The following is a 23985-nucleotide window of genomic DNA, read 5'->3' on the forward strand; positions in this document are numbered from 1 at the left end:
TCCCGAAAGACAGAGAGGTATGAGGTACGCAGTAGAAGGACATTTCGCAGTCGGTGCATCAAGCGTAGAGAGTGCCATGAACTTTGGTTTCACAGCTTCCATAGGCTATCAACTTAATTCAAACATCTTCCTTGGTATAGGTGGAGGGTATATCAATTATCCGCAATACGCAGACGGCTATGTAGATAACGCCTTCCCTATTTATGCAGATGCCAAGTACAACTTCAATGACAAGAAGGTTTCACCGTTTGTACAGTTGAAAGCAGGATATGATGTTTCATGTAATAATGGCTTCTACACCAATCCAACCGTGGGAACAAGCTTTGCATTGGGACGTAATATGTTTCTTAATGTAGGACTTGGATATATCATAGACATAAACGAGGGGTATACAGGTTCAACCAAAGAGAACAAGACATGTGGTTCTGTCAATCTCAAGATTGGGTTTGAGTTTTAACAACAAAGAGAGGTCGTAGGTTTATTAACTTACTACCTCTCTTTACCTTCTAATTGCTGCCTTATTAATTACCTCCTTCTCTTCTTAACTAATTTATGCTTATCCTTCTTAGCTGAATTTGAGAATAGTTGTTCTAACATTTCCCTTGTAATAGGTAAATATGTAACCTCTGTTAATCTAGTCTCTCTAATCTCTTGTGGTAAATAATGAATTGTGTTAGTCTTCTTGGGTGTTACTTGCATATTTGTGTAGCAATAAATAGGTTGGTAATTGATTTATCTACAGTAAAGATACTAAGAAGCAGTGGAAGAATATAATACATGGAGCGAAGTTTTAAATATAGCATAGCAGGTACACATATATAAAAAATTCTGCATTTGGGTATAATAAGAAACAGTGATTTAATTCTTGATATGAGGAATTATTGCTAACTTTGCAGAGTAAGTTCAATGTTGACCTATTGTTGACCTCTGAACTTACATAGAGATAATTAATGTGTTGACAATCTGCCTTATACAAGGTTAGTATTAGAGTCTCATAATCTGGAGGTCCTAGGTTCAAGCCCTAGCTGGTCCACATTAATAATCAGCGACTTACGCACAAACGTAAGTCGCTGATTTTCGTTTTGCGAAAACAATGCGAAAACAAAAGGTTTGAGTTTCACATTATTACAAATAGAATATTAGTTAATCTCTGTGATATTTTATTTGTTATTGGGTAGAATTTGATGTTATTCAAGTCCAAGTCGCTTTTCTAATTCTTGAATGTGATCATTCACTATGCGTTTTCGTGTATCTTCCGAAACAAATTTATCACAATATACTTTCATGTTGCCACAAACAGAAAAGCAAACAGATGAAATGAATAGTGTTATTGGTTTTACCAATTCTTGCTTTTCTTCATAAACAGCTCTTTTCGTTGCGTGTGACAACTCTCCGCGATAACAATACATTATGTCAATAAGAGAATCAAAATTCAGTTCTTTGTGTTTATCGGTGCATTTCTGTTTAATCTCTAAATACAAATCATAGTTCCGCTCTTTAATCATGCTTATTGTCGATAATACAGCATATTTAAGCATGTTAGATTTCTTAAAATTCTGTTTTTGATCTCCAGAAAATTTGCCCTTTGCAAAACAATATTCTAAAATCATGTAAAAATGAATATAAGCAGAAATATAATCTAGTTTGTCTAGATAGCTATTAGCTTCTCGAAAGAAATTATATGGAACTTTGGCTTCTGGTATAAATGTTTTATCAAGCATTAGTTTAGAGAAATTGTCACTAGTAATTAATACCTTTTTCTGTTTGTTTAATGATTTTCTCATAGAAAACAATAACTCTTTTTTAGCCTTGTCTGTCCATGATAAGTCTAAGTATTCATTATAATAGACTTTCATTATGCCATGTTGAAATCCACCATAAACTTCTATATTACGAAATATATCAAGCATCCTACTGTCAAGGTATTTGTCCACATTCATGGTAAATGATTTGTTTTCTCCATTTTTAGACAATTCGACTAAATCTGAATGCTCAATACTAATCTCTTTGGAAACAGATAACATGTACATTCCGCCCTCAAGATATAGACTAATTTTATGTAAACAATATAATATCTGTACTGGCTCTTTCAGTACAAAGTTTCCATCAATAATTGTTTTGGCAGTAAATATAATATTCATATAGCCTATCTGATTTAAATATCCGAGTGTAAAGTTAATAAATTTATTGCTAAACAATAACGAAAATGAAAAATAATCATTATTTTTGCAATCAAAAGATACAATAATGGAAGACGTAAACAGAATCAAACTCGTTTTAGTAGAGAAAAAACGCACTAGTAAATGGCTTTCAGAACAAATGGGAGTTAACCCATCAACTGTGTCAAAATGGTGTACAAACACATCACAACCAGATATAGCAAGTCTGCTAAAGATTGCAGATTTATTGGAAGTAGATATTAAAGAACTGATTGTTCGCGAGTATAAACCATACATATTGTCTCAAAAGCCATGAAAAGGGATTTGTGGTTCATAAAGGATTTTCGTCCTATACATGGTTGCGATGGCGAGACAGCAAATCTTGTGGATGATGATTTGTCCGAGATTCCAGCAAAGGACGGAGTATATATTATTGCTTCACCACAAACGAAATTTGTATATCCCAAAGGAATGTCGAAAGTCATATACATAGGCAAAGCAAACAGCATTAGAAGAAGGCTGAAAGAACATCAGGTAAATCTTCGAAATGCTGTCAACGATTTACAAGACGAGTGGTGGCGATTTGACAGGTACAACTACATGAAATATCATGGAGCAAAAGTCTATTATTACCTTTGTCAAGGTAAGCAGGCATCCAAAAACCTTGAATCTGATATTTTGGGAATGTTTTATGACAGATTCGGTGCTATGCCTGTTGGGAACGGGGCAAGATCATTTCAATGTGAAATAACGGAGGGCGAAGAATGAAGCAGTTTAGTGAAGCGACACGGGTACAGATGCCGGCAATGGTTCATCTCACCCGAATAGGATATACATATTTTGGCAAGTTGAGTGAAGATAAAAATGGCACGGTCTATGACGGTGACACAAATATCCTTTTGCCGATTTTTGAGCAACAATTCAAAAAGCTGAACCCTGGTCATGAGGGTGAATGGATGCAAGTACAGAAAGACATCCGCAAAGAATTAAATGACGATGACCTTGGTCGTGGTTTTTACAATCGCCTCAAAGCGGTATCTCCTATAAAACTAATAGACTTTGACAATATCGGAAACAATACTTTCCATTTTACAGCTGAGTTTACTTGCAAAAACGGTCAAGACGAGTTTCGACCAGACATTACTCTGTTTGTGAACGGTTTGCCTCTTTGCTTTGTGGAAGTAAAGAAGCCCAATAATCATGGCGGTATGTTGGCAGAGAGCGCACGAATGAATAAAGAGCGTTTCCCAAATAAGAAATTCCGTCGCTTTATCAATATAACCCAACTGATGATTTTTAGTAATAATATGGAATACGATGCGTTGGGTGGTATCGTACCCATACAAGGGGCATTCTATTGTACAGGCGCACGCACTTATTCTCCATTCAATTGCTTCCGTGAGGAAAACCCCAGCGGACAGAAAATGGCTTCATACCATCGTGATTATCCATATAAGGAGATTGACAGGGTAGCGGAAAAGAAAATACTGTCTGATTACAACTGTCAAGTAATCCATACCAGTCCCGAATATCAAACGAATCTCGATTTCAATACGCCCACAAACCGCATATTGACTTCCATGTGTTCGCCAGAACGCTTACTGTATATCATTAGATATGGTATTGCTTACGTCCGCATGGAACGAGAGGTGGACGGCAGGATTGAATCTACCGACCAAAAGCACATCATGCGTTACCAGCAGTTGTTTGCATCGTTGGCTATTCGTAAGAAACTTGCCGAGGGGGTAAAATCGGGCGTAGTTTGGCATACACAGGGTAGTGGCAAGACCGCTTTATCCTATTACTTGACTTATATTCTTAATGATTTCTATTCCAAACAGAATAAGGTTGCCAAATTCTATTTTATCGTTGACCGCCTTGATTTGTTGGAGCAAGCCACACAGGAATTTGAAGCCCGTGGGCTGGTGGTTTCAACTGCTAACACAAGAGCAGAACTGATGGAGCAGTTCCGTTGCAACCAAGCACAACAAGGAACAAGCGGTCAAGCTGAAATTACAGTCGTGAATATACAACGCTTTGCAGAGGATAAGGAAAAAGTACGCATCAATGATTATGCTACAAATCTGCAACGTATCTTCATTCTCGACGAAGCACACCGTGGCTATAAGCCCGGTGGGTGTTTTCTTGCCAACCTTTTTGATGCGGACACCGATGCAATAAAGATAGCCCTCACGGGTACTCCGTTGTTAAAAGAGGAACGTGCAAGTTGCAAGGTCTTCGGCACTTACCTGCATACCTATTATTATGACAAGTCCATCGCAGACGGTTATACGCTGAAAATCATTCGTGAAGATATAGAAACATCCTACAAAGAACGACTTTCGGACGTGTACGACAAGCTGGACACATTGGTGCAAAAGAAAGACATCCGCAAATCGGAAATCATAGAGCACCCCAGTTATGTGAACGAGCTGGCTCACTATATCATGAAGGACTTGAAAGAGTTTCGTAAGATACAAGGAGATGATACATTAGGCGGTATGGTCATCTGCGAAACCAGTGAACAAGCAAGACGGCTTTATGATGTATTCCAAGAGGAGTGGCAGAAATACCAACCAAAGCCTATCAAGATTAAGCTCCCTGACGGGACGTTTGTGGTAGGTGAACCCGAAGTGGATTACAAATCAAAGTATAGACCACTGAAAGCCGGAATCATTCTCCACGACACAGACGACAAGGAAACGAGAAAACAGACAGTCAAGGATTTCAAAAAGAATATGACCGTAGATATTCTTATTGTCTTCAACATGCTATTGACTGGTTTTGATGCACCTCGTTTGAAGCGTTTGTATTTCGGTCGTAAGCTGAAAGACCATAATCTACTTCAAGCCATTACCCGTGTAAATCGTCCATATCCGGGAATGCGTTACGGATTTGTCATTGACTTTGCCGACATTAAACGTAACTTCAAAGAAACAAACGAGGCTTATCTGCAAGAGTTGAATCGTTTTAACGATGTGGAAGAGACTGGTGACGGCAATGCCACAGACACTTTCACTCAAGTGATTGAGGACAAGGACGAGATTGTGGCACAAATGAAAAAAGTACGCCAGACCCTCTTCGATTATTCCTACGATAATGCGGAAGAGTTTTCTTCGGAGATTTCCACGGAAGAAGACAAGGCTGTTCTGCTTGACCTAAAACAGGCTTTGGAATCTGCGAAAAATATGGCAAACCTCGTACGTACTTTCGGCGACGAGGACATGAAGGAACAATTCGCCAAACTTGAAATCACGAAGTTGCCTCAATTGCTTTCCGAAGTGCAGAGGCGCATTGGTATCATCAACCAAAAGGAAGCTTTTAGCATCGGTGATGAAACAAAGACACTAATCAATGAGGCGATGATGGATATAGAGTTCACCTTCTCTAAGATTGGACAGGAAGAAATGCGCCTTATTTCGGGTGGAGCGGAATTGAAAGAGAAATGGCAACGCACCATTGCTTCGTTTACCCAGAACTTCGACCAAGACGATCCTGAATTTATGTCGTTGCGGGATGCCTTTATGGAACGCTTCAAGGAACATGGCTTTGTGATTGATAGCATTGCCAAGTTCAACGAAGAAACTCAGGCTTTGGATGAAATAATAACCCGTTTGCAGGACTTACAAAAACGAAATAATGCTTTGCTAAAGAAATATAAAGGGGATGAGAAGTTTGCCCGAGTACATAAGCGCATCCGTGAGGTAAACAAACAAAGGGAAGAGAAAGGGCAGAAGCCTATGTTCTCATTCCTTGATGACGAGATAGTAACCATACTCAATATTATCAAAGAGGATGTGGATGCCAAAGTGTACGACCGTAACGATATTCTGAAAAAGGATGCCTATTTTGGGCGCACGGTAATGGCTCTTATCAATGGGTGCTTATATCATTTTCCACAAATAAAACCGGAAATGGACGATTATAAGTTCATCCAGCAACGAATTTCACAACAATACATCAACCAATACAATGCCACATACGGCATGGCTTAAAAAGAAAGAATTATGTCAGATATAAAAGAAAAAACATTAAAGCTCATTGACGGACTGAAAGCGACCTGCCAGTCTTATGGTATGGGTAACGATGGCAACGAATATAAGATTATCACTCAGGTGTTTCTCTATAAATTCTTGAACGACAAGTTTGGCTATGAGTTGAAAAACGCCAAAAGCGATATTGCCAAGAAACTGATAGGGGATGTGAAATGGGAAACGGCATACAAGAACCTTTCGGATGATGAGCGTATGCTTATCCAAAGTGCCATTTCTCCCGATGTTCCGATGCTGGAGCCTTATCACTTAATAGCCAACCTCTGGAACCAACAAGGTAAAGGGGATTTCGATACAATCTTTGATTCCACAATGACGGACATTGCGGAGCAAAATGCGGAAATATTCTCCACGCAGACAACTGCCAACACAAAAATTCCTTTGTTCGAGGCTCTTACTCCGTTTGTAACGGACACAGCGCAACGTGCACCATTCGCCCGTGCATTGGTAGATAAACTCGTGAACTTCTCTTTTGAGGAGGCATTTGCACAAAACTACGACTTCTTCTCCAGCATCTTTGAGTACCTGATAAAGGATTACAATACAGCCGGAGGTGGTAAGTATGCAGAATACTATACTCCTCATGCCATCGCCACCATTATGGCTCGTCTTTTGGTAGGTGACAATGCCGACCTACATAGCATGGAATGTTATGACCCATCAGCAGGAACTGGTACTCTTCTTATGGCACTTAGTCACCAGATTGGTGAAGACCGTTGTACCATCTTCTCGCAAGATATTTCTCAACGAAGCAACAAGATGCTGAAGCTAAATCTGTTGCTCAACGGACTTGTATCTTCACTCGATAATGCCATCCAAGGCGACACTCTTGTCAATCCTTATCATAAGAGCGATGATGGACAGCAACTGCGTCAGTTTGATTTCGTGGTCAGCAATCCACCCTTCAAGATGGATTTCTCAGATACAAGAGAAAAGATAGCTGCCATGCCTGCACGTTTCTGGGCAGGAGTGCCTAACGTGCCTGCTAAGAAAAAAGAATCAATGGCAATCTATACTTGCTTTATCCAGCATGTTATCAACTCGCTGAAAAAGACAGGCAAGGGTGCGATTGTCATCCCAACCGGATTTATCACAGCTAAAAGTGGTATTGAGAACAAGATACTTCATAAAATAGTAGATGACAAGATTGTATATGGCTGTGTTTCCATGCCAAGCAATGTATTTGCCAATACGGGTACGAATGTTAGTGTGTTATTCTTCGACAAGTCGGCAACCACAGATAAGGTAATTCTGATTGATGCCAGCAAATTGGGTGAGGAATACAAGGATGCCAACGGATTGAAGAAAGTACGTCTAAACGATGAGGAGATAGAAAAGATTGTCGGCACATTCCAACGCAAGGAGGCCGTAGATGATTTTTCTGTAGCCGTTACCTACGATGAGATTAAGAAAAAAGGATATTCGCTCTCAGCCGGACAATATTTCGACATCAAGATTGATTATGTAGATATTACCGAGGACGAATTTAACCAACGTATGGCGAACTACAAGCAAACCCTTGCCGAGCAGTTTGCTGAGAGCCATCGGTTGGAAGAAGAAATCATAAACCAGTTGAATGCTTTGCAATTCAACGTAAATGTAGGTGACAATGAGTAAAGGATTGACCATCATAGACAAAGACTATACCCAGTGGGTAGAAGATCTTAGTGTGCGTTATCGGCAAAGTCAAATCAAAGCCGCCGTAAGAGTAAACCGAGAATTGCTCAAGTATTATTGGGAACTTGGTCGAGACATAGAAGAAATGCACGTTGAAGAGCGTTGGGGACAGAGTGTCATTAAGAATCTCTCTGTGGATTTACAACTCAAGAATCCGAATTCAACGGGACTTTCACGTACCAACATCTACTATGCAAAGAAATTTTATTTGCTTTATTCCCAATACCTAAAAGTTGTCCCACAAGCTGTGGGACAATTAGAAGATGAAAATGGGCCACAATCTGCGGAAGACTCTTCTGAAGTTGTCCCACAGCCTGTGGGACAATTGAAAGAAATGCTTTTTTCCATACCTTGGGGGCACCACCGTTATTTGATTGACAGGTATGGAACTGAACCTGAAAAGGCTTTCTTTTATGTTAAAAAAACCATGAAAGAGGGTTGGAGTCGTGATGTGCTTCTCAACTTTATGGACTCAGGGTTATATGAACGAGAAGGCAAGGCACTAACAAACTTCACCCGAACATTACCGGACGAAGCAAGCGATCTCGCACAAGAACTGACGAAAGACCCTTACAATTTTGCCTTTACAGGAATCACAAAACCCTACAACGAGCAGATTCTTAAAGATGCTTTGCTGGCCAATATATCGCAATTTTTATTGGAACTCGGCACGGGATTCGCCTACGTTGGAAAAGAATATCGGCTTCAAATCGGGCAAAAGGAAAAGTTCATAGATTTGCTTTTCTACAACATAAATTTGTCATGTTATGTGGTAATTGAAGTCAAAATCGGCGAGTTTGACTTTCAAGACTTGGGACAGTTAAGCGGTTATGTTGTTGCATGCAACCATATCCTTAAAAAAGAAGGACGAGACAATCCAACAATTGGTTTGCTCATTTGTCGTCAAAAGGATTCATTACTTGCGCAATACGCATTGGAGGGAAGTAATCTTCCTTTAGGAATATCTGAATATGAGTTATCTAAACTCTATCCAGAAAAGGTGGATGGAACAATACCAACGATTGAAGAGATAGAAGCAAAATTGGGCAATAAAGATAAAAGTTGAAAGAAAAATATGATAGATTATGATAAAATAACCGAATATATGACCACTATGGGATTGAATGCGAATGGTGGTTTTCAGTTGTCTGCATTTGCGATAAATGAAATGTTAGGCAATCATTACTCTATATCCGAAAAAGACTTGCACGATGGTGTAGAATGGCTAAAAGCTAAGATGAAAAAAGAAGTTGAAGAAAATCCATATTGGACTACAGAGCATAAAGAAGATGTAAAAAATGGACAAGAATACTTTTTGAATTGCTTTGAACATGAAGCCAAATCATATCTAAAAAATCAAAATAGATTATTATGATTTTGACGAAATATAAATTGGGAGAAATCCTTGATGTTACAAGAGGTGCAAGTCTCAGTGGCGAGTATTACGCCACTGAGGGTGAATATATCCGTCTGACTTGTGGCAATTTCGACTATCAGAACAACTGTTTTAAGGAGAACAAGTCCAAGGACAATCTTTATTATGTCGGAGACTTCAAATCTGAGTTTCTAATGGAAGAGGGAGATATTATTACCCCTTTGACAGAACAGGCAATAGGCTTGCTTGGTTCTACTGCCATTATTCCTGAAAGCGGCAAATACATACAAAGTCAAGATGTAGCAAAGATTATCTGCAAGGAAGACTTGTTAGATAAGGATTTCGCATTTTATCTCATATCCTCCGCCCTCGTTAAGCAACAGCTAAGTGCTGCTGCCCAACAGACTAAAATTCGTCACACTTCACCTGATAAAATCAAGGATTGCACAGTGTGGATTCCCGAATTATCTGAGCAAAAACGCATCGGTAAGTTATTGCGCTCCATTGACCGCAAGATAGAACTTAACCGAGCGATAAATCAGAATTTAGAGGCGATGATGAAACTGCTCTATGATTATTGGTTTGTGCAGTTTGATTTTCTAAATGAAGGGGGTAAACCTTATAAAGCAAGCGGCGGAAAAATGGTTTGGAATGAAGAGTTAAAACGAGAAATTCCGCAAGGATGGGGTAATATGTCTATTGGAGATTATGCACCTTGTAAGAGTGGCTATGCATTTAAATCTAAAGATTTTGGATGCAAAGGTCTACCAGTTATTAAAATTGGAAATATCCAAGAAAATTATACGCTTGATATGGCTGATAGTCAATGTATAGACCTGTTTAATAAAACATTATTCCTTGCTAAAAGATATGATTTAGTGATAGCAATGACAGGAGCCACTATTGGAAAATTTGCAATATCTCAAAGAAATTATTGGGTAAACCAGCGTGTTGGTCGTTTTGATTTAGGAGATAGCCCATTATTAAGATTAGGCTTTCTTTTTAACTCTTTGAAACAAGAATACTTTAGAGAACAGATTTTCCAAATAGCTTGTGGATGTGCTCAGCCTAATATAAGCGGTGAACAAATTGATTCAATCTTGTTATTGAAGCCTAATAATACAGTCCTTAATCAATTTAATAAAATATGTAAGTCTTTATTAGAACTGCAAAGCGAAAATTATCTTCAAATAGAAGAATTGACTAAGCAGCGCAACGAACTTCTTCCACTCTTGATGAATGGTCAAGTATCGGTAAATTCTGATTTATCCGACGATTGAGTTCAATCTTCTTGTCTAATGCAGAGAATATTTCGCCAATTCGCTTTTGATCACGTAATGGAATCATAGGAACTGGAAACGAATTGAGTGCTTCAACGGATAACGCATAGCGTTGTCCGCTTCCAGACGCATTACAAGCGAAATACTTCTTTGCATAGTCAGTATGCAGAAGGGCGTTTAGGTAACGTCCGTCTAAAATATCTTTGTTTGGGGTAATCAGGGCACAATGGTACCCCAAGATAACATCATCAAAATCATCGGCAATATAAGTGGGAATACCAATGTCATCACGGGTCTCACTATCCTTGGTTAAAGCTACTTGACCTTTCTTTAATTGGAACTTGGAAATCTCATTGGGACGGGCAGTCGCAAACATAAAGCCATCATGCTGAGCTGTAGTTATAGCCCAGTTATAATAGACATCAACAAAGTTGCAAAGCCGGATTTCTTGTTCACCGTCTTTTGTTTTCTTGTCAACCCCACTAATTTCTACAGTGGCAATGTCTTCCAGTTTCTGTTTTTCCATTTGCATCCTATTTTGGATGCAAAGTTATACATTTTCAGGCAGAATCCAGTACGATTACCTATCCCAAGTATTTCTTATGGGCTAACTTTACATTGTTTTGGTTCACAATGGCATAGTGCAGTGTAGTATCAATGCGAACATGGCCAAGCAAGCGTTGCACCTGTTCGATAGGCATGCCTTTGTCAATAGCCATAGTTGCAAGCGTACGACGGAACTTATGAGGGTGAACCTTTGGCATAGAAAGGGATTTCCCTAAATCTCGAATTCTCACTTCTACACCGCTAATTGTTAAACGTGTATGAGGTAAATGGAGGGAAACGAATAAAGCAGGATTGTCATCTGTGCGTTCATCAAGATATTGCTGCAAATGTAGTTTAGTTCGGGCATTGAAGTAAACAATACGTTCTTTGTTGCCCTTACCAAATACCACGCACTGGCGTTCATGGAAGTCAATATCTTCACGATTCAACTTAACCAATTCACCCACACGAATGCCTGTGGAAGAAAGGATGTCTATAAGAGCAAGGTCTCGTTTGTTGGTACAACTATCTCGAAGTTGCTCCAACTGTTCATCGGACAAAACCTCTTTTACAAGCGAATCCGTCTTAACCTTGTGGATGCGCCTAACAGGACTTTTGGCAATATAATCTTCATCTTCCAGCCATGCAAAGAAACTGGAAAAGATGCGTCTCATGTTGTCCATAGTCACCTTACTGGATTGGTGCTCTTCTTGATAATCGGATAGATAGGCTCGAATATCTGATGTCGTAATATGACAAATTGCTATAGAAAGCGTAAGTAATAATCGCTCAATAGTATTACGGTAATATGCCAATGTCTTCTCTGAGCACCCCTCTATCTTCTTTGCCGAAATAAACGAGCTTAGAAGATGCTCATTCTCTTGCGCTTGTTGTTTGGAACAATCTTCTTTTTCGACTATTTCTACATTATGTAACTCTGATGCAAGCACAGCTTTAAGCCGTGCCATTTGTCGGCAGTCCAAGTCACGCTGCATCTCCGCAACTATTGCCTGAATGATGTTTTCTTTCATAATTCTATAAAAATGATGTATTATAATATAGAATATAAGCAAGAGAGACCTGATAGCCTCTCTTGTGCATTTTTAATTAGTCTTCGTTCCAATGCCTTTCACATTCAGGACAGCAATTGACACTAGATTCTGCATAGAACTCATGTCCACAACATTCACAAACGATTCTAAGGAATCTCTTTCGAATAATTCTATACCTCAAAATGTAATTATTGAAGGTCATGTGGGAATATGCCCATGTATATATGAATAGTAATTTAGCAGCACAACGGGCTAAAAAGAGTCGATAAATCAGAATTTAGAGGCTTGATAAATTCTGGTTGTAGTCTAAAGGCATCGGCATTTACACACATTTGGTAAAGATTGATATGTGGGTTCAGTTTTTTACGGACAAACTGAATTATTTTTTCTTTCTCTTGCTCATCTATGTTGACACCAAAATAAATCGACTCAAAACATTCTCCTTTCAACGGCATATAATGGTGTATCTCTCGCCAATCCCATATTTCCTTAGGATGTTTGGCTTGCGCCGGAGTCAAGGCTGCATATATGGAACTTGGTTTAGGCATTACTAATCTGACCTCCTGCTCATATTCCCATTCCTTCGCTTTTGTTTGCCATTGGTAATTGAAAATATCCTGTGCTGAATTATATGCGCTTGGACGTTCGATGATATTATAATATTGAACATCAAGGACAATAGGCTTAATGTATATTGAGCCAAACATTGGAGGAACAGATTCCATTATTTTATCCAAATCAAGACCGATGCAGATACCTTTGTGGTTATAACAATAATGTGCCCACATGAGTATAGAGTCATTGATTTTTGACAAGCTGCACAGCCATGTCTCGTTACGCAGATTAAGTGCATCGTTTTCTTCTTTCATTTTCCACCATTCCTCTGGTATCCATCCTTGCAGTTTCCGTTCTGGCACACTCGAATAGTCGAGCAGTTTAGGATGACAATCGAATGGGTCGTTCAATTGAGACGCATTAGTAAATTGAAGATTTTGGTTTCCAATCATGCACTTAGCCCCCGTTATGTCCAAATATTTGTATAGAATGCGAGCCATTTATTCTATTGTTATTTGTCCATTTATCAGCAACGGCAACAGTTCGTCACGTTGCTTCGTTAAAGAAAGTATCTGTTTTTTATTCTCTATTACCAAAGCAAGCAATCCATCTAATGTCTTTCGAGGATTGAAAGCTCTTGTTTTTAGTGGCTTTATCAGATACAATCCCTTCAAGTCCTTATCTGAAAGATGCCCAACGGTAGAACCCTTGGCATTTTGTTCTTTAGCCTTTATATATGGTTTGATACTATGAAGAATTTGAATTGACGATATTGTTGAATCAGAATGTGCTCGTAATCTCACACATCGTTGATTAAGATAGGCAATATTATCATGCCAGAAATTCATGTGAAAATTACCGTCCATTCCTACAAGTACATCATTTTCGTTCAGATGGTATTTTTCATCTGCTTTTTCCAAAGAATACGCAGAAGTAGTTCCTTCGAGTATGTCTCGGATGCGCACTACAGGAACATTCGTTTCTTCTTCTGTAAATTGTTCAGTCGCAAAAGGAAAACCATATTGTACACTAACGGCATCAAACAATGGAAGTACTTCCCAATCTATAGGTATTTCTCTTTTTAGTTTTTCATTCCAGACCATCTCGCCCCCGCTTGACTTATACGGTTTGCCCTCTTCATTCGGAAAGTCAAACTGTACAAACCAGTAGTCGTAGAGTTGCTTTGCCATCGCTTCTAAATTCTGATTTATCAACGTACACAATTCTGTCTTTCATTTTGCTTATACAGAAATACAAGAGCATTAATTTAATTTGCTGGTAACTTGCTGGTAAGCAGAATAACCGCCATAGACAGACTGTAACAGGGGAGGAAGGCCGTCCCTGTTAGTTTTATGTGATACAATATACAACTAGTCCCAGCTCCATTGTATAAACAAGCAGGGATATCACCAAGACTTTCATCCAGAAGTCCGAGTACCATACGCCCTCATTCCGTCTGAGGATTTTGCGTATATTGGATTCATGCTCGGTAATAAGTTTCGATTGTTCGGCGCGGTGATTAGCCAATACCGAAATCCAACTTTCTACAGAATGGTCTATAAGTTGCCTAAGCTTCGTAAGTTGCTCTGGGGTAATTGTTGTCTTGAATTTCGTGTCCCGTTCAGCTTTCACAATTGCATTACAGATGCCACTGACTATATTCTCACAACTGCCAGCTGCCGCTTTGAGCGCACCCTCAATGTGACATTCGGCAGCGATAGCTTTCTCCAAATCCTCATTGAACTTTATCAGCGTTTCTTTTGCCTCTCTGATTTCTACGAGAAGTTTATCTACTTCTGATTTTTCAGCTTCAATTTGCTGGTTGATTTCAACCTTCTCCAGCATGTCGTTGACATTTATGGGCGAAGTGCCCCTTGATTTTCCTATACCCATATCTTTCTTTTTATAAAAGGTGAATTATCTGCGAAGTCCTCTCCTGCGCTTGCACATGCTGTTTGCCATTCGTGCGCAACGGCGTGCCCATTCAAGTTCATCTTCGTCCTTGTCTCTTCCCCAGCCTCCTGTGTCAGAACCGCCACCGCCACTTGAAACAGCTATACTGGTAGCAGCATCCATATATCCTGCAAAGAGTAAAAGAGCCGTGTGTTGTATCTCTTCAATCTTAGCCAACGGATGAGTTTCCTCCAAAGAACACTCCTGTCTGATGATATTGTCAGCAGCGTCGGGTATCTCCACATGGTAGCTGTGATATTCGTCTGTCGCAATATCGTAATGATTTATAACAGGCAGTGAAATAGGAGTCAAATCTGCTGTCCGTGTTTGTTGAGGAATAGATTTTGTTGGCTCGGATTTCCTTTCCTGCTGATGTAGTTTTGCCCAAGTAGCCTCTATCTTTGATGGAGTCAGATTTCGCCCGACACCCAGCACGGACGATTTATAATTGGAGTTGCCCCGTTTGATGGAATAGCCATAAACCTTGCCGTCATCATTCTTTTGCAGATGTACTTGGTAACCTCGTTTTGCCAGCTCCAGTTCATACTGTTGCCAACTGAATTTATCCATTGTACGAAGTATATCTATGCAACAGTCTGATATTTTCTGTCTGTGCCGTATGCCGATTTCTTCCGACTGTACCCAACCACGCCTTTCGTTGATGATATTCGCAGCCATGACAGCCCTCTTACCAATCTTATGACTATCGTTGATTTTGCCATCCATGTCCACACGGTTGGCATCTATATGCAGATGGAGTATGCCACTTTTGGAATCCCGATGCAGGGCAACGATGTACTGAGAACCTTTGAGATTCGTCTGCTTTGACGATGCTCGTTTGGTCTTCTCGGAAAGGTCTATGGAATCAAATACGTGGATGAACTCATTTGCCAAATGTACCCAATCATCCATCGTCCAGTTCCGGCTCTCTTCCGCAGCTGGGGAAATCTCAATTCTTATCACGTTCCTACCAAGTGGTCTGCCTTTATTGATTTTCTCGGCAAACATTTTCTGCACAAGCATCATTCGTCCGTACATGGCTTCCGGCGAAATATCGTCAGGCAGCAGATTGGCTTTAACAATATCCGACCTATCCTTGTTGACAGAATATCTTATGGCATTTGCGCCATGCGGTATGGTACTGGCTTTTGCTATCATAACAAGTGGGGATTTTTATTCGGTAAGGTAATTCTCGATCTGGCCCCAGCGGTTGATAAGCTGTGTAGCTGCTATCATCCATCGCTCTACGAAGCGTGTATCACTGAAATACAAGGCTCGTTTGTCCGCTTGGATAGATTTCACGGCTGCCACAATACGGATAAGGTCACCCCTTGCATCCGTCAGGCTGCACAAGGCTTCTACTTCACGCTCGGTCAGCCGCTGACGAGGATGTTGCCCCAAAGCTGTGCGGCGCACATAGTTACTCATGGATAAACCGCATGTCTTGGCAAGTTCTTTCGCTTTGGCATATTCCTGTTCCGTTACTCTGGCTTCAAGCCGTAGGGTGCGTCTGATAACTTTCTTGTCGTTTTCTTCATCAACTTCGTTGTCGGTATTCTTTTTCTTCTTCATGCTCTGTTGTGTTATGGATGAAACTTCTTTCTAAAATTGGACATCACGGTGGGAGCTTGCGACTTCCGGAATATGCCTATGAAGTACGGATGAGCGCAGCGAATTTGTGCGACATAGGAACTTCTTGCAAGACCCCACACGAAAACATAGGCTCCATTGCCATTTCTAATATGATGATGTTGGGCTATCCGCAGAAATATCCTTATTGGATTCTTCCTCTGCCGCAGACTGTGAAGAAACAGAAATAAGGGAAGAAGGAATTTCTCCATTATCAGATATAACAGGCATTTTGCCTGCGAAGGAAAAATCTGAATCGGAAACGCGCCCCTCATTCATTGCTTCTGTTTGCCTGCAATCATCCTCTCCTTCTTCTTGCCGGTCTTTTATTCGGACATAAAAAGGATTGTCTATTCGGTTGCCATCCAACATCCATGCCGATATACATTTCAGGGTATGAACGCTTGTTCGGTTGCTCTGCATGGATGCGACAATTCCCAATTGGTTCATCTTGTCAAGTACACGGGATATAGTCTTCTTGTCATAGCCTAACTTGCAGGATAAATCCACTTCCGAAAGGATGGCTTGCCCCACTTGTAAGGTTGTGGAAAATCCTTTTATGACATAATCTGTTTCTTCCAACACAGCCGCTTCAATAAGTCGGTGCAATATTTTCATACGGTCAATGCCGTATTTGCTTCCTGCCAGATATGCAAGCTGCTCTGACGAAAGCACGATACAATAATTCAAGTTTGTTTTCATCGTCTGTCTGTTTGAAGATGGTTTATAAATGGTGCAGCCAAAAGAGAAAGTCATCGGTGCATTCCGCAACCTCTCTCCGGCATATAATACTTCCTGTCGTATGCGATGTGGTTAAGTACGTTTTGCAACCTGTCCAGTTGTTGGCTGTCCAGCACACGGATGGCGGCAATGGTAATATTCTGTGATGCGATACGGCGGTGTTCACAATTTCTTTCCGATATAGTTCCGTCCCCATCGGCATGGACACTTCGCAGGTAATCGTTCACCGCCTCGGTCTGTTCCTTGCTCGGAAAAGTGGAAGGGTAACGGTCTTGAACATACGTAACCATGTGGCTGACCGCATTTGCCAGCAACGAGTCACGTTCTTGTAGCTGTTTGATAAGTTCTTCTTTTCTCATATTGTGATTTATATTGTCCCGTGTCCCAAGCGTTTCTTATAATTTTCTATTTTGCTCACTTTATGTTTTTATTCTTTTTTCGAGGGCAAAAGGGACAAGGGGACATTAGTTTTTTCCTTTTCCCTTATTTTAAAGTTAGAATGGCAATTCCTGTTTACTTGGCAGTGTCGCGCAGGACTCTTCACATGGAGCGTCCACCCTCACCCATGGGTATTTAGTCCGTCCCGTCTTATCGCAGTAGGCTGGATGCAACCCCTTGACCTTCTCCTGTTCACTCCGTTTCCAATTGGGAAACATGGACATCAGGCGGTTGATGTATTGCGAAGTGTATTTGGACGGATTTCGTCTGACTAAATCATTGGGCAGTTCCTCTATTATCTGCCGGGCACAAACCATATTGAGTGAGGTAATTGTGGAATTTGGCTCTGAGTATGCTCCTTTCTGATAAGCTAGTCGTGTCGGGATCATCCAGTTTGCATACTGCATGGGAACCTCACGTTCCAGATACATTTCTATGTCCTCCATAATTGGGTCAACAAGAATGTTGGAATGTTGCATCTGCACTTCGTTGGCCTCATTCTCCATGTCCGGCGACAAATAGAGTTTCATACCTTGCTTATAATATGTATATGCCTCTGCCCATAGTTGAGGAACGGAACACTGTAGTTTATCCAGCCAATCCGACACATGACCGTTGCCTTTGACCGGGATAATCCACCATCGGCGGTTTCCATTGTCTCCTTGCAGAAAGTTCATTTCATTAGTAGTCGCTGCAAAGACATTGTGCCGCATGAACTCCACTACCTTGTGTCCATAAGCCGGACGCATATAATCACTGCAACGGCTTAGAAAAGCCTTGGCAGCTTCCGCATCATTCGCCCGTTTCAAACCATTCAACTCACTGATTTCAATAATCCAGCCATTGGTTATGGTCTCCACTTTCTCTTTGTCACCGCTGGCAAAAGAGAACGAATCGTTGAACCATCTCCCGCTGATGGCTTTGAAAAAGGTGCTTTTACCAATGCCTTGGGGACCGGGCAAGGTCAATACGTTGTCAAACTTGCAACCTGGATTGAATATTCTGGTTACAGCCGCCACAAACCAAAGTTTTGTCTGTTCCCGGACAAGCGGAGTGTCCTCGGCTCCAAGATAATCTATGATGGTTGTGGCTATGCGAGGTTGTCCGTCCCATGTCTCTTGTGTGATGAATTCCTGTACAGGATTGAAACTCCGTTCAGAAGAAGTGGTCTTCAGTATCTCAAATACCTTATTCTGCGTCAGACGTATTCTGTATGTCCTTTCCAGATAGTCCTGTATCTTTCCTGCCGATTCTTCATCAATTTTGTTACCATTGACATTGCGGAACAAAGGGCAGAAACACACATCGTCCTGACAGAAGGTATCGTACCTTATCTGACTAAGATTCTCATCCAGCGTAAAAATAAGCCGAAGATTACTGATGGAACGAACCGGATTCCCGTAACTGTCTGTTGCCAGATTCTTTTTCCAATTCTCTTCCATACCGCTATTCTTTGATATGGATGCCACCTGATTCCTTTGCCAAAGACAGTGCGAGGTCTGCATCCACTACGATTTTTCGTCCTATCTGTGTGATAGCCTTATCTATGATACCGCTTTTCTTAATGCGGTTTGCCGTGGGTACACTGCATCCGAACACACGGGCGATTCCCTCTATGCCATAGTAGTTGCCTTTGGATGCCACTTGGGGAGTAACCGTTTCTGTGTTTTCCACGCTCTTGGTGATGAGAAAGCAAAGTTCTTCGCCCGTCATCATGGCGATAGGCTTTTGGAGTAATTGGTTGAGATTGAGTTTTTCTTCCATACCTTTACTTGTTTGATGATTAAATACTTTAAGTATCGGTTCAACTCTGTGAAACCGATTTCGCAAGCAAAGGTAGTGTATGAAACTCTGTGTGTTGGTCGGTTTATTTATACCTTAATTTTACCGACCGTATTACAACAGTTGTTTGCAAAGTAAATACGGATAGCTGGATTTCCCAACTACCCGTTATTGGCAAAATAGTCCGTCCATCGGTCTATTATCCGTTTTGCTTTGGTGTAACTGCTTCCTCTTTGGGGTGAGTTTAAAGTAAGTTCCTTGATTTCCCCGTATCGCTTCTGCGGTATATCGTGCCCGTAATGCCGGTGGGAGAACTGTTCGATGGCACGGTGGAATGTCATGTATCTTGTGGACGCTTTGATTTTGCCGGACTTTACCAATGATTTCAACAGATAGGCAAGACTTATGTCCTCTGTATTCTCTTCAAGAAACAAAAGGATCCCCTGCTTGATACGTTCCTTGTCGTCCAAAAGAATATCGTCCAATGACTGTATCACTTTCTTGTTTCCACGTCTGCCTTTTACTTTTCGCAAGGCAAACATTACTTCTTTCCAGATTTCTGGGTTACACTTCTCAACGGTGTTTTCCCAATCCGCTTTGGTTTCTGCACCCATCTCTATACTTCTATTGACAAGCAGGGTAACACATGATTTTACCAAAAGCATATCGCCATGGTCAACCTCTTCACTGTTCAGCAAACGATTAAGCAACTTGGCCATACGTGAAAGACCGTGGTCAAATACCACGAAATAATATATGCAATAAGCCAAGTCTTCTTTCTTTTCCATTACACGGTCATAGAGATTAGCCATGAACCCGCCAATGAATACCGCATGAGAAAGAAAAACAATTTGAGAGATATAGGTCAGGAACTGATAAACCATTTTTCTTTCCAGCTTACTCAACAGATAACATCCCTTGCTGTTTTTCATGAACATATCTAATTGCCCAATCAAGTAGGACCTTAACTCCTGCGGCAGACGATTCCATATTTCAATAGGTGTTTCAGAATGAACCATCAGCAGCCCTGACTTTGGAGAAGTGAGCAGTTCTATTGTCCCCATTTTGATATTGGCACCTATCCACAAACGCTTGTTGGTGACACATTGGGCTATGGTCTCGGTATATTGACCAGCCCATTGTTGATTGGCTATATTTTGTACGTCTTTACCATTTGCCAAATTAGAAAGCCAGTCATACATCATCAAGGCTTCGGGAGGTGTGCATTTCTGCATCATTAGATACATGTCCATCAGGACAGACACATCACCTTTTGCCACAGCATCCATGCGCTTACAAAAGTCGGCATACACTTCTTCATGGGCTGATTTCCATGCACGGATAGCCATATCAGCAGTATCCCTCCTTTTGGAATAAGATTTTATCCTTTCTATGAGATTTATCATCAGCATTACGGATTAAGGTTGTCTGAATAATTTGAGCAGTTCTTCTGTGGACATGCTGGCCAGCTTCGTCAACAGAGCGTCCCTTTCAGAAGTGTTATCCAAGTTTAGCAGTTTTGAATTGTTCTGCATCTGTATATCGAGAGGATAATGCTCAATGTAGATTTGAGTAATGGCATGATCAGAAGTTGAATGCCCCATGCTTTCAGAGATATAATCCATATCCACTCCGGCATTATGCAGATTAGTAGCAAACGAATGTCGGCACCATGTACCGGATGGACAGATGGACTTATCCCAATTCAATGCCTCATGGCAAATCTTAATGACGCGGTCTTTCACGTTTGAGTTTTCTTGTACCGTGTATTTGCGGCGCAGTTCTTCTGTCTCCGCTCCCTTTAATATGTCGGGGAACACCAAGCCATCACGAGTCGGAGGCGCAGCAATCTCATTCAAGATATATTGTAAGGGAGGGATAATAGGAACTATCACCTCGGAACCATCGGGGCATCTTCGGGAAGTCTTTTTGCGATTGAAGCGGAACGCCTTGCCTTCTGTCTGGTAATAATAACTGTTGTAAGTCAGCCGTCCGGCATCAGCCATGTTGAAACCATTACACAGGTATTGCGCAAGGAATAGCCCTAATGAATAATGGGCACGTTTCATATAATCTTCCGTCCAATGTTCGGGGTATTGCTTTGAAACGAAAAGGTTATAAAGCTCTGTCATCTGGTTTACGTTCAGGAAACTCTGCTTGCGCTTTGCGCTCTTGGGAATGCTTACCAAGCCTTTCTCTTTCTTGTTAGAAAAAGGATAAGGAACATCTTTGAGGTAGCCCTCATGCACACACCTGTTCCATACAGCACGGCAACAACGCAAATAGATGCCAGCGGTAGTGTCGCTGATTTTCCCGACAATCACACCATTCTCGTCTTTTACCCCATTGTGCATTCCGTCCTTCCATTTCTGAAGTTCTGCCGCACTGATACAAAAGTCTTTTATGGCATTCTCTCCAAGAATCTTTCTGAATGATTTGAGAGAACACTCGTAACTTTCGGCTGTGGTAAAGCGTACTCCGCCATCTTCTGTTCGGAGGTCATGGATGACTTGCTCCCAAATGCCAACAAAAGATTGAGAGGCAGTAGCGTTGTCATCTATGGATGTTGCTTCTTCACCGTCTATTATACATCGACGTACCATTTCGTATGTGAGGATGCCTCCCTTGTTCAGATTCGTCAAGATTTCCTTGTACTTGGGAATAAACGTGTCCTTCCATTCCTTTTGCAACTTATAGTTCTCGCTCCTACATTTTACAGCACTACAAATGTCCGAAAACTCTTTTGCAGTATAAGACCCACCAACGGGATAATAAAAAGCTCTACGTTCTAATGTAAAACGCACAGATAAAGGGTACTCACTTGATTTCCTCCTGTTGGTTCGAATATCAAGGGCAAGTGATACAGTACAACCACGCTCTTTGAAAAGGGGCATGGATTTGGTTAATTTTTCCATTGCATTCAATAGTTTATGTTCAACATAACCTCTGAACACAGCCGCTTTGTAATGTGAGGCGTACATATACAAAACGCTGCATATAACCACTGAGTCCCTATCCTTTGACGGATAAAAACATTGTCGTTATATGCAGCGGTGCAATCTCGTTGTCTTCTGTCGCTGACTGGTAACCGGGCTTCTGCTAATCGGTCTCAACCCCTGAAGCAACTCTCACGTATTGTTTGAAATAGAGTATTCTCCGACTAATACTCCCTCTACGCTTCGATTCATCGGAATGGGATGACCCTCCCACGAAGGTTAGGCAAACTCACTTTTCCTTTTGGGGAAAGAGCACCTTTTGGTCATGGCTCACCTTACATAATGATGCAAAGGTAATGAATTATCTTCATTTTCGTGCAATAACAAGATGAAAATCAAGTCTCATAGACACTATTTAACTTTCATACTCATGTCAAACGCCACTATCATACTCTATTTATGTGTTTTCTCCATCATTTCTGCGAAAACAATGCGAAAACAATGCGAAAACAATGCGAAAACAAATGGTTTCAGTTAGGGGTATTTAGTGAGTTTCATAGGGAATAGTAAAATTTACAACTAATTGATACACAGCGAAAACGTGCGAAGTAGACTATCACAGAATATCATATTGCCGTTCTCATAATCTGGAGGTCCCTGGTTCAAGCCCAGGCTGGTCCACTGAAAAATTCCTGTAAGTGCTTCACTTGCAGGAATTTTTCCTTTTTATAGCCATCCTCCAACTAGAATAAAAGATAACTAATTGTTCCCAAATAGGTAAAAACAACAGCAACGGACAAAGCAGAAATGGCGAAGAATAAGCAATAGGGGAATAACACCTATAATATTAAGCTATAGAGTACCCAATATTAAATAATTCCAAAATGTTTCAGCGCTTTACAAAGCCCGTCATTCTCCACCGTATCAGTAACAAAATTGGCTGAAGCCTTGACTATCTCCGATGCATTTCCCATAGCCACTCCGATTCCGGCAACTTCCAACATAGGAATATCATTACCACCATCGCCGCAAGCCATTATTTCCGTCATTCCGATCCCATAATAATCAGCAAATACCGAAAGGCCGGTTGCTTTACTTATTCCTGCCACATTTACGTCAGCAAATAAAGGATGCCAGCGCGACAAGGAAAGATTAGGCAGAAACGACATCACTTTTTGTTCCATCTCATCATCGATATAAAAACAAAGCTGACAACACTCTTTCTTTTCAAACAGGTTTTCAATGTCTACAACGGTCGGGATAGGGTGTTCCACGATTTTAGCAATCTGTTCGACAGTCGGAGTCAGACGATTAACAAACACACCTTCATCCAATTCAATAGCGACTGCAAAATCAAAGGTCTTTGCTATTTCCATGGCTTTCTTAAAATCATCTTTCGGAATAAGGTGCTTTCTTATCACGGTGCCATCCCGCAAAACACAGTCGGCACCATTCAATGCAATAATTCCGTCATACGGAACATCAGCTATTTCATGAAGGTCGCCTGCCGCTCTACCGGTAGCAATGACTATTCGAATTCCACCGTCATGAATCTTCCTAAGGGCATCAACAGAGGATGGCAACACTTTATGAGTTTCAAAACTTACCAATGTTCCATCCACATCGAGCATGATCGCTTTTATCATAACATTTATATCTTTATTCATTCTTCGACAATTTAGAGAAGCAAATCGACTATCCTTGACTGATAAGTCAGAGCAGTCAATTAAACAGTGACAAAGTTACTGAAAAAATTCCCATAACAAATACAAACCTCCAACACATAAAATAAAAAAGGCAAAAGGAAACG

General features: G+C 40.8%; 23 protein-coding genes. 8 read left to right on the plus strand and 15 right to left on the minus strand.

What is annotated here, in order from left to right; translation table 11 throughout:
* Window positions 1–19 precede the first annotated feature (19 nt).
* Complete coding sequence (locus HMPREF9010_RS22485; protein ID WP_229093013.1) at window positions 20–457, plus strand: hypothetical protein; 438 nt, start codon at window positions 20–22, stop codon at window positions 455–457.
* Window positions 458–1187: 730 nt separating this feature from the next.
* Here the strand turns inward: HMPREF9010_RS22485 and HMPREF9010_RS22480 are convergent.
* On the minus strand, window positions 1188–2141 hold the full coding sequence (locus HMPREF9010_RS22480) for a hypothetical protein (protein ID WP_157453716.1): 954 nt from the start codon (window positions 2139–2141) through the stop codon (window positions 1188–1190).
* Window positions 2142–2247: 106 nt separating this feature from the next.
* On the opposite strand from HMPREF9010_RS22480, the gene HMPREF9010_RS22475 reads away from it, so the two are divergent.
* From HMPREF9010_RS22475 to HMPREF9010_RS22445, 7 genes are read left to right on the plus strand one after another with little or no spacing between them, the layout of a single operon-like run.
* Window positions 2248–2475 carry a helix-turn-helix transcriptional regulator gene (locus tag HMPREF9010_RS22475; RefSeq protein WP_008646588.1) on the plus strand — a complete coding sequence of 76 codons (228 nt, stop codon included), beginning with the start codon at window positions 2248–2250 and terminating at the stop codon, window positions 2473–2475.
* Window positions 2472–2927, plus strand: coding sequence for a GIY-YIG nuclease family protein (locus tag HMPREF9010_RS22470; RefSeq protein ID WP_008646590.1), 456 nt, complete (start codon window positions 2472–2474; stop codon window positions 2925–2927). The genes HMPREF9010_RS22475 and HMPREF9010_RS22470 overlap by 4 nt, the downstream gene beginning before the upstream one ends.
* Complete coding sequence (locus HMPREF9010_RS22465; RefSeq protein ID WP_008646591.1) at window positions 2924–6154, plus strand: type I restriction endonuclease subunit R; 3231 nt, start codon at window positions 2924–2926, stop codon at window positions 6152–6154. The genes HMPREF9010_RS22470 and HMPREF9010_RS22465 overlap by 4 nt, the downstream gene beginning before the upstream one ends.
* A 12-nt stretch (window positions 6155–6166) precedes the next feature.
* A complete protein-coding gene (locus HMPREF9010_RS22460; protein ID WP_008646592.1) occupies window positions 6167–7828 on the plus strand; it encodes a class I SAM-dependent DNA methyltransferase in 1662 nt (553 codons plus the stop codon).
* Window positions 7821–8954: a YhcG family protein gene (locus HMPREF9010_RS22455; RefSeq protein ID WP_008646593.1), complete on the plus strand. Its 1134-nt coding sequence runs from the start codon at window positions 7821–7823 to the stop codon at window positions 8952–8954. The genes HMPREF9010_RS22460 and HMPREF9010_RS22455 overlap by 8 nt, the downstream gene beginning before the upstream one ends.
* 9 nt (window positions 8955–8963) lie before the next feature.
* Entirely contained in the window at window positions 8964–9263 is a 300-nt protein-coding gene (locus HMPREF9010_RS22450) for a hypothetical protein (RefSeq protein ID WP_008646594.1), read from the plus strand.
* Window positions 9260–10543: a restriction endonuclease subunit S gene (locus tag HMPREF9010_RS22445; protein WP_032852409.1), complete on the plus strand. Its 1284-nt coding sequence runs from the start codon at window positions 9260–9262 to the stop codon at window positions 10541–10543. Before HMPREF9010_RS22450 ends, HMPREF9010_RS22445 begins: the two co-directional genes overlap by 4 nt.
* Here HMPREF9010_RS22445 and HMPREF9010_RS22440 read toward each other — a convergent pair.
* The 14 genes from HMPREF9010_RS22440 to HMPREF9010_RS22375 all read right to left on the minus strand — a co-directional run bounded on the left by HMPREF9010_RS22440 (window position 10467) and on the right by HMPREF9010_RS22375 (window position 23821).
* On the minus strand, window positions 10467–11075 hold the full coding sequence (locus tag HMPREF9010_RS22440) for a restriction endonuclease subunit S (RefSeq protein ID WP_008646596.1): 609 nt from the start codon (window positions 11073–11075) through the stop codon (window positions 10467–10469). The two genes, HMPREF9010_RS22445 and HMPREF9010_RS22440, sit on opposite strands and share 77 nt — an antisense overlap.
* A 52-nt stretch (window positions 11076–11127) precedes the next feature.
* Entirely contained in the window at window positions 11128–12120 is a 993-nt protein-coding gene (gene xerA / locus HMPREF9010_RS22435) for a site-specific tyrosine recombinase/integron integrase (protein WP_008646597.1), read from the minus strand.
* Window positions 12121–12377: 257 nt separating this feature from the next.
* Window positions 12378–13196, minus strand: a complete 819-nt coding sequence (locus HMPREF9010_RS22430) for a DUF2971 domain-containing protein (protein ID WP_008646598.1) — start codon at window positions 13194–13196, stop codon at window positions 12378–12380.
* Window positions 13197–13886 carry a restriction endonuclease subunit S gene (locus HMPREF9010_RS22425; RefSeq protein ID WP_157453718.1) on the minus strand — a complete coding sequence of 230 codons (690 nt, stop codon included), beginning with the start codon at window positions 13884–13886 and terminating at the stop codon, window positions 13197–13199.
* Between the two features lie 160 nt (window positions 13887–14046).
* Window positions 14047–14589: a hypothetical protein gene (locus tag HMPREF9010_RS22420; RefSeq protein WP_008646600.1), complete on the minus strand. Its 543-nt coding sequence runs from the start codon at window positions 14587–14589 to the stop codon at window positions 14047–14049.
* Between the two features lie 24 nt (window positions 14590–14613).
* Window positions 14614–15807, minus strand: a complete 1194-nt coding sequence (locus HMPREF9010_RS22415) for a relaxase/mobilization nuclease domain-containing protein (RefSeq protein WP_008646605.1) — start codon at window positions 15805–15807, stop codon at window positions 14614–14616.
* A 15-nt stretch (window positions 15808–15822) separates the two neighbouring features.
* The gene (locus tag HMPREF9010_RS22410; RefSeq protein WP_008646607.1) at window positions 15823–16221 is read right to left on the minus strand and encodes a plasmid mobilization protein; all 399 of its coding nucleotides are present in this window, start codon (window positions 16219–16221) and stop codon (window positions 15823–15825) included.
* Window positions 16222–16386: 165 nt separating this feature from the next.
* The gene (locus tag HMPREF9010_RS22405) at window positions 16387–16980 is read right to left on the minus strand and encodes a hypothetical protein (RefSeq protein ID WP_008646611.1); all 594 of its coding nucleotides are present in this window, start codon (window positions 16978–16980) and stop codon (window positions 16387–16389) included.
* A 50-nt stretch (window positions 16981–17030) separates the two neighbouring features.
* Window positions 17031–17378 (minus strand): hypothetical protein, encoded by a 348-nt coding sequence (locus HMPREF9010_RS22400; RefSeq protein WP_008646613.1) that lies wholly within the window; start codon window positions 17376–17378, stop codon window positions 17031–17033.
* A gap of 135 nt (window positions 17379–17513) precedes the next feature.
* Window positions 17514–18899, minus strand: a complete 1386-nt coding sequence (locus tag HMPREF9010_RS22395) for a virulence-associated E family protein (protein ID WP_032852410.1) — start codon at window positions 18897–18899, stop codon at window positions 17514–17516.
* Window positions 18900–18903: 4 nt separating this feature from the next.
* Complete coding sequence (locus HMPREF9010_RS22390) at window positions 18904–19221, minus strand: DUF3853 family protein (protein ID WP_008646617.1); 318 nt, start codon at window positions 19219–19221, stop codon at window positions 18904–18906.
* A 179-nt stretch (window positions 19222–19400) separates the two neighbouring features.
* The gene (locus tag HMPREF9010_RS22385) at window positions 19401–20645 is read right to left on the minus strand and encodes a DUF6043 family protein (protein WP_032852567.1); all 1245 of its coding nucleotides are present in this window, start codon (window positions 20643–20645) and stop codon (window positions 19401–19403) included.
* Window positions 20646–20657: 12 nt separating this feature from the next.
* Complete coding sequence (locus tag HMPREF9010_RS22380; RefSeq protein ID WP_198139049.1) at window positions 20658–22154, minus strand: tyrosine-type recombinase/integrase; 1497 nt, start codon at window positions 22152–22154, stop codon at window positions 20658–20660.
* Window positions 22155–23044: 890 nt separating this feature from the next.
* On the minus strand, window positions 23045–23821 hold the full coding sequence (locus HMPREF9010_RS22375) for a Cof-type HAD-IIB family hydrolase (RefSeq protein ID WP_032852412.1): 777 nt from the start codon (window positions 23819–23821) through the stop codon (window positions 23045–23047).
* Window positions 23822–23985: the final 164 nt, after the last annotated feature.

The sequence above is a fragment of the Bacteroides sp. 3_1_23 genome (assembly GCF_000162555.1).
GTDB lineage: Bacteria > Bacteroidota > Bacteroidia > Bacteroidales > Bacteroidaceae > Bacteroides > Bacteroides ovatus.

What these genes read in the sequence shown, in the direction of transcription:
- HMPREF9010_RS22385 (WP_032852567.1), bottom strand. Translation starts at nt 20,645, where the DNA reads ATGATAAATCTCATAGAAAGGATAAAATCTTATTCCAAAAGGAGGGAT.
- HMPREF9010_RS22390 (WP_008646617.1), bottom strand. Translation starts at nt 19,221, where the DNA reads ATGGAAGAAAAACTCAATCTCAACCAATTACTCCAAAAGCCTATCGCC.
- HMPREF9010_RS22475 (WP_008646588.1), top strand. Translation starts at nt 2,248, where the DNA reads ATGGAAGACGTAAACAGAATCAAACTCGTTTTAGTAGAGAAAAAACGC.
- HMPREF9010_RS22410 (WP_008646607.1), bottom strand. Translation starts at nt 16,221, where the DNA reads ATGAAGAAGAAAAAGAATACCGACAACGAAGTTGATGAAGAAAACGAC.
- HMPREF9010_RS22450 (WP_008646594.1), top strand. Translation starts at nt 8,964, where the DNA reads ATGATAGATTATGATAAAATAACCGAATATATGACCACTATGGGATTG.
- HMPREF9010_RS22380 (WP_198139049.1), bottom strand. Translation starts at nt 22,154, where the DNA reads ATGGAAAAATTAACCAAATCCATGCCCCTTTTCAAAGAGCGTGGTTGT.
- HMPREF9010_RS22375 (WP_032852412.1), bottom strand. Translation starts at nt 23,821, where the DNA reads ATGATAAAAGCGATCATGCTCGATGTGGATGGAACATTGGTAAGTTTT.
- HMPREF9010_RS22395 (WP_032852410.1), bottom strand. Translation starts at nt 18,899, where the DNA reads ATGGAAGAGAATTGGAAAAAGAATCTGGCAACAGACAGTTACGGGAAT.
- xerA (WP_008646597.1), bottom strand. Translation starts at nt 12,120, where the DNA reads ATGAAAGAAAACATCATTCAGGCAATAGTTGCGGAGATGCAGCGTGAC.
- HMPREF9010_RS22485 (WP_229093013.1), top strand. Translation starts at nt 20, where the DNA reads ATGAGGTACGCAGTAGAAGGACATTTCGCAGTCGGTGCATCAAGCGTA.
- HMPREF9010_RS22405 (WP_008646611.1), bottom strand. Translation starts at nt 16,980, where the DNA reads ATGAAAACAAACTTGAATTATTGTATCGTGCTTTCGTCAGAGCAGCTT.
- HMPREF9010_RS22480 (WP_157453716.1), bottom strand. Translation starts at nt 2,141, where the DNA reads ATGAATATTATATTTACTGCCAAAACAATTATTGATGGAAACTTTGTA.
- HMPREF9010_RS22455 (WP_008646593.1), top strand. Translation starts at nt 7,821, where the DNA reads ATGAGTAAAGGATTGACCATCATAGACAAAGACTATACCCAGTGGGTA.
- HMPREF9010_RS22400 (WP_008646613.1), bottom strand. Translation starts at nt 17,378, where the DNA reads ATGAGAAAAGAAGAACTTATCAAACAGCTACAAGAACGTGACTCGTTG.
- HMPREF9010_RS22420 (WP_008646600.1), bottom strand. Translation starts at nt 14,589, where the DNA reads ATGGGTATAGGAAAATCAAGGGGCACTTCGCCCATAAATGTCAACGAC.
- HMPREF9010_RS22470 (WP_008646590.1), top strand. Translation starts at nt 2,472, where the DNA reads ATGAAAAGGGATTTGTGGTTCATAAAGGATTTTCGTCCTATACATGGT.
- HMPREF9010_RS22440 (WP_008646596.1), bottom strand. Translation starts at nt 11,075, where the DNA reads ATGCAAATGGAAAAACAGAAACTGGAAGACATTGCCACTGTAGAAATT.
- HMPREF9010_RS22460 (WP_008646592.1), top strand. Translation starts at nt 6,167, where the DNA reads ATGTCAGATATAAAAGAAAAAACATTAAAGCTCATTGACGGACTGAAA.
- HMPREF9010_RS22465 (WP_008646591.1), top strand. Translation starts at nt 2,924, where the DNA reads ATGAAGCAGTTTAGTGAAGCGACACGGGTACAGATGCCGGCAATGGTT.
- HMPREF9010_RS22445 (WP_032852409.1), top strand. Translation starts at nt 9,260, where the DNA reads ATGATTTTGACGAAATATAAATTGGGAGAAATCCTTGATGTTACAAGA.
- HMPREF9010_RS22415 (WP_008646605.1), bottom strand. Translation starts at nt 15,807, where the DNA reads ATGATAGCAAAAGCCAGTACCATACCGCATGGCGCAAATGCCATAAGA.
- HMPREF9010_RS22425 (WP_157453718.1), bottom strand. Translation starts at nt 13,886, where the DNA reads ATGGCAAAGCAACTCTACGACTACTGGTTTGTACAGTTTGACTTTCCG.
- HMPREF9010_RS22430 (WP_008646598.1), bottom strand. Translation starts at nt 13,196, where the DNA reads ATGGCTCGCATTCTATACAAATATTTGGACATAACGGGGGCTAAGTGC.